This window comes from Chryseobacterium sp. C2(2020) (assembly GCF_014218915.1).
GTDB lineage: Bacteria > Bacteroidota > Bacteroidia > Flavobacteriales > Weeksellaceae > Chryseobacterium > Chryseobacterium mucoviscidosis.
Window position 1 is genome coordinate 1 of the sequence record NZ_JACLCT010000101.1, and the last position, 936, is coordinate 936.

Here is a 936-nt window from a genome sequence, read left to right on the forward strand (position 1 = left end):
TAAAACACCTCATGAAAAACAAAGATATGCTTTTTGACGAAAATCTATTGATAGAAATCTTCATCAAAGCTGATGACCTGTGTAAAGAAATTGAAAGCGAAGTGTTTTCAAAAGTCCTCGAAGACAAAACAATTTATGGTGGTTACAAGAAGCCTTGCTGTAAAATGAGCGAGAGTGAAATAATGACCCTTCTGATTTATTACCATTACTCAGGATACAAATGTTTTGAATATTTCTACTGTCAGTTTGTCGCCAATGAGTTAAGCTCTTATTTTCCAAAGCTTTTAAGCTATAACCGTTTTACCGAAGTCCTGTCCTGTGTTTCCCTTCCTCTGTTTATTTTTGCCAAAGTCCTGTGTTCCCTTAGTCTGCAAACGGGAATAAGTTTCATTGATTCAAAAAAGATCGTTGTCTGTCATAACCGCCGCATCCATCAGCATAAAGTATTCAAAGGCAGGGCGGCACGGGGCAAGTCCTCTACCGGATGGTTCTATGGTTTTAAAGTCCATCTGGTTATTAATGAAAAAGGGGAAATCCTGGATTTTGATCTCACCCCCGGAAATGTAGCGGATAATAACCACAGCCTTCTGAAACGCATTTTAGGGAAAGTAAAAGGTCTTTGTTTTGGGGATAAAGGTTACAATACTGCTTTATGGGAAGATTTCTTTCAGCAGGGACTGAAAATTATTACCAAGTCAAAAAGTAAAGCCAAAGCAAAGCTGATGCTGCTCAATGAGCGTTATATGCTTCTCAAACGTCCTTTAATAGAGAGTGTGAACGATATTTTTACTTCCGTCTTTGATCTGGAGCATTCCAGACACCGAAATCCCGATAATGCTTTAACCCATATGATCTCTGCTATATGCGCCTATTGTTTTTATCCGGAAAAACCATCGGTAAATTTCCCGAACTGGATAAATGCATAGATGGCAAGGA

1 protein-coding gene is annotated in these 936 nt (G+C 38.7%); it reads left to right on the forward strand.

Annotation, left to right across the window (positions count from 1 at the left end):
* The coding region (locus H6W52_RS21100) for an IS982 family transposase (protein WP_228457622.1) at positions 1–926 on the forward strand (926 nt) is incomplete at its 5' end.
* Positions 927–936 lie beyond the last annotated feature (10 nt).